Source organism: Azospirillum sp. B4, assembly GCF_000333275.1.
Classification (GTDB): domain Bacteria; phylum Pseudomonadota; class Alphaproteobacteria; order Azospirillales; family Azospirillaceae; genus Nitrospirillum.
The window spans coordinates 1-3,863 of sequence record NZ_BACU01000356.1; the positions used below are offsets into that span (position 1 = coordinate 1).

The 3,863-nt window shown below is 67.3% G+C and carries 5 protein-coding genes and 1 pseudogene; 3 read left to right on the forward strand and 3 right to left on the reverse strand.

Going from position 1 to position 3,863, the window contains the following annotated elements:
* Nucleotides 1-204: pseudogene (locus tag I55_RS15740) on the reverse strand (2,3-bisphosphoglycerate-independent phosphoglycerate mutase); the annotation flags it as partial.
* A 298-nt stretch (nt 205-502) separates the two neighbouring features.
* Between I55_RS15740 and rocD the strand changes: the two are divergent.
* The 3 genes from rocD to I55_RS15755 all read left to right on the forward strand — a co-directional run bounded on the left by rocD (nt 503) and on the right by I55_RS15755 (nt 3,246).
* Complete coding sequence (gene rocD, locus I55_RS15745; protein WP_044561537.1) at nt 503-1,741, forward strand: ornithine--oxo-acid transaminase; 1,239 nt, start codon at nt 503-505, stop codon at nt 1,739-1,741.
* A gap of 50 nt (nt 1,742-1,791) precedes the next feature.
* Nucleotides 1,792-2,697 (forward strand): dimethylarginine dimethylaminohydrolase family protein, encoded by a 906-nt coding sequence (locus tag I55_RS15750; RefSeq protein ID WP_083901149.1) that lies wholly within the window; start codon nt 1,792-1,794, stop codon nt 2,695-2,697.
* Between the two features lie 66 nt (nt 2,698-2,763).
* Complete coding sequence (locus I55_RS15755; protein ID WP_044561535.1) at nt 2,764-3,246, forward strand: Lrp/AsnC family transcriptional regulator; 483 nt, start codon at nt 2,764-2,766, stop codon at nt 3,244-3,246.
* Nucleotides 3,247-3,252: 6 nt separating this feature from the next.
* Here the strand turns inward: I55_RS15755 and I55_RS39545 are convergent, their stop codons facing one another.
* Entirely contained in the window at nt 3,253-3,600 is a 348-nt protein-coding gene (locus I55_RS39545) for a type II toxin-antitoxin system RelE/ParE family toxin (protein ID WP_083901150.1), read from the reverse strand.
* The gene (locus tag I55_RS15760; RefSeq protein WP_044561536.1) at nt 3,558-3,767 is read right to left on the reverse strand and encodes an addiction module protein; all 210 of its coding nucleotides are present in this window, start codon (nt 3,765-3,767) and stop codon (nt 3,558-3,560) included. The genes I55_RS39545 and I55_RS15760 overlap by 43 nt, the downstream gene beginning before the upstream one ends.
* Nucleotides 3,768-3,863 lie beyond the last annotated feature (96 nt).

Here is a 3,863-nt window from a genome sequence, read left to right on the forward strand (position 1 = left end):
GCCCATCTGCCGGCGGGGAAGGCCCACGTCCTCCTCGCTGGCGGATAGCAGGCCGTGGGGGACTCGTTTCCACAGGCGGTCGTAGTTAGGGGTGTTTCCTTGGGCGACGGCGTTGTCCGCCACCTCTTCCCGATAGCCCCAGCCGTCCATGATGCACAGGACCACGGGGCGGGGGGCTTTGCTGGTCTTGTCGGTGGCGGCCATGGCGTGTCTGTTCCCTGATCTTGGGTAGATGCGAACGTCTTGAAAATCGGGACTTTCGCGGCCGATGGCAAGCGGCGCGTCCAAATTTCCCACATGATAAAGCGTTATAGGACGGCGGTGGTTCGCCCGTCGTCCGCGTTTTCCATGCCCGGACTGCAAGGCATGGGGACAGAAACGGTATGCCGGCCGCATCACCCGCCGCCCGGTTCTGTCGCGGCCGACTCCATCTTCGACCGTTTCGGCTGCCCCACCCATGCCACCATCGGGACAACGAGACCGGAAGCAGGTGGAGGACATCATGGACCAGCGGCTGAACGGCGACGTCGCCGAGGCTCCATTCCCGGGGGCCATCGCCCTGGAGGACCGCTGGTGCGCCCACACCTACAAGCCGCTGCCGGTGGTCATCACCCGCGCCCAGGGCGCCTGGGTGCACGACGACGCCGGCCGCCGCTACCTGGATATGATGAGCGCCTATTCCGCCGTCAATGTCGGGCACAGCCATCCCCGTATCCTGAAGGCGCTGACCGAGCAGGCGGCCAAGGTGGCCGTCGTCTCCCGCGCCTTCCACACCGACAAGCTGGGGCCCTTCCTGGCGCGCCTGTGCGCCCTGGCCGGCCTGGACGGCGCCTGTCCGATGAACAGCGGGGCGGAGGCGGTGGAGACGGCGGTGAAGGCCGCCCGCCGCTGGGGCTATCGCCACCGCAACATCCCCGCCAACCAAGCGGAGATCATCGTGGCCAGCGGCAACTTCCACGGCCGCACCACCACCATCATCAGCTTCTCCTCCGAAGAGGCCTACCGCGATGGCTTCGGGCCCTACACCCCCGGCTTCCGTATCGTGCCCTTCGGTGACCTGGAGGCCCTGACCGCCGCCATCGGCCCCAACACGGCGGCCGTGCTGCTGGAACCCATCCAGGGGGAGGCCGGCATCGTCCTGCCGCCGGCCGGTTACCTGAAGGGCGTGCGCGCGGCCTGCGACCGCGCCGGCATCCTGATGATCCTGGATGAGATCCAGTCCGGCCTGGGCCGCACCGGCCGCTGGTTCGCCCACCAGCATGAGGGCGTCAAGCCGGACGGCCTGTGCCTGGGCAAGGCGTTGGGTGGCGGCGTGCTGCCCGTGTCCGCCTTCGTCGCCCGCCAGGATGTCATCGACGTGTTCGATCCCGGCAGCCACGGCTCCACCTTTGGTGGCAACCCGCTGGCCGCCGCTGTGGGGCTGGAAGCCCTGGCGGTGATCGAGGAGGAAGGCCTGGTCGAGCGTAGCGCCACGCTGGGCGCCCACCTGATGGACCGCTTGGCGGCCCTGCGCAGCCCGCTGATCCACGACATCCGCGGCCTGGGCCTGTGGGTGGGGCTGGAGATCGACCCCACCCGCGCCACCGCCCGCCAGGTGGTGGAGGACTGGATGCGCCGTGGCGTCCTGTCCAAGGAAACCCACGACACGGTCGTGCGCCTGGCACCGCCGCTGATGATCGCGCGTGAGGATCTGGACTGGGCGGTGGACCGCCTGGCGGAGACCCTGGCGGCGCTGGCCTGACACCCATCTGGCCTGAAACCCACCGACAACAACATCCGGGAACCCCACCCATGCCCGACACCCGCCTGACGCCCGCCCCCTCGGCCGCTGTCGCCACCGACAGCCCCGCCGGTGGTCGCATCCTGATGTGCGCGCCCGACCATTTCGAGGTCAGCTACGCCATCAATCCCTGGATGCGGCCCGACCGGTGGAAGGAAGAGGGGGCCTTGCTTGGCGCCCGCTCCACCAACGGCTGGGAACTGCTGGCCGCCACCCTGCGGGACTTGGGTGTCGAACTGGAATTCGCCGTGCCGCATGCCGGCCTGCCCGATATGGTGTTCACCGCCAACGCCGCTGTGGTGCTGGACGGCAAGGCCCTGGTGGCGACTTTCCGCCACCCCCAGCGCCAGGGAGAGACGGCGGTGTTCCGCCGCACCTTCGACGCGCTGAAGCAGCGGGGCCTGCTGACCGAGGTGCACGACATGCCGGAAGGCGTGGTGCTGGAGGGCGCGGGCGACTGCGTCTGGGACCCCGTGCGCCGCACCTTCTGGCTGGGCTACGGCCAGCGCTCCGACCAGGCCGCCGCCGCGGTGGTGCGCGACCTGTTCGGCTTCGAGGTCGAGGCGCTGGAACTGGTCGACCCGCGATTCTATCACATGGATACCTGCCTCTGCCCCCTGAACGGTGGCGAGGTGCTGTACTTCCCCGGCGCCTTCTCCGCCGAGGGCAACGCCCGTATCCGGGAGCGTTTCGGGGCGGAGAACCTGATCGTGGCGCCGGAGCCCGACGCCTGCACCTTGGCGGTCAACGCGGTCAACGTCGGCCGGGACATTGTGCTGGCCACCGCCAGCCCCGCGCTGCGCGGCATGCTGACGGAGCGGGGCTACACCGTGCATGAGACGCCGATCAGCGACTTCGGCCTGTCCGGCGGCTCCGCCTTCTGCCTGACGCTGAAGCTGGATCGGAAGTCCAAGTAAAGCCTTTGGGGGGAGAGGTGATGGCGCTTAAGCTGGCGCCATCGCCGCCGCCCACCGGAACCCGCCTTGAAGCCGCGCAAGCTCGACGCCATCGACATCAAGATCCTGACGGAACTGCAGGCCGACGGCCGCGTCACCAACCAGGCCCTGTCGGAACGGGTGGGCCTGTCCGCCCGCCCCTGCCTGGAACGGGTGCGCCGGCTGGAGCGCGAGGGCATCATCGTCCGCTACCAGGCCCAGGTGGATGTGCGCCGCATCCAGTCCTGCGTCTTCGTCCTGGCCCAGATCTCCTTGGAGAAACAAGGCCGTGCCCGCACCAGCGCCTTCGAACGCCGCCTGCGCGAGGTGCCGGAGGTCATCGAGTGCTTCGAGGTCAGCGGCCCCTACGACTATATCGCCAAGCTGGTTTGCCGGGATCTCGAGACCTACCAGGAACTGACCGACAGCTGGATCGACGACGCCGAGATGGGCGTGGCCCGCGTCGTCAGCAACGTCGTGCTCCGTCCCATCCGCGACTTCGGGACTTATCCGGTGTTCGAGGAGGAATAGGAGAGGTCAGCTGGACCCAAATCGGGGGCCTCTCCACCGTTTCGGGTCCTGGCTTGTATGAAAGCAAGCCAGGATCTGGATGGTGCTATCTCCCAGCCGAAACAGGAAGAAATAGGGAAAGCCCTGTACCCGGGCGCGGTGGATGTTCGAATACAGGACTGGGAAATGCTGGGGGTGAGAGGCAATACGCGTCATTAGTTTTTCGTAGGCCCTAACGAAGCGAGCGCCGACGTCGCCGGGGTGGCTATCGTACCAGTCGTGGGCTTCTTCGACTTCCGCCAGGGCGTCCGGGCTGAAAAGCAGCCTTCGTGTCAACGGCGCCTCGCCCGCAGCTTGGCTTGGACGTCTTCCCACGGGATCATCTCGACCGTTCCGGCGTCGATTTCCGCGATCCGCCGGTCCAACTCCGCCCTTTGCGCGTTGGTCAGGGGAACATTTTGCTGGTCCAGGCTGTCCCACAACTCACCGATGAGCGTTAATCGCTCCTCGGGTGTTAGATGGTCAAAGGGGCATACGGTCATCGTTTTCGTCCCACACGGGCGCACCACGTACCTAAAAATGGCAGTCGCCTGGGGCCTTGTCTAGGTGGAGCCGGGGACCGCTTTAACCGATCCGCG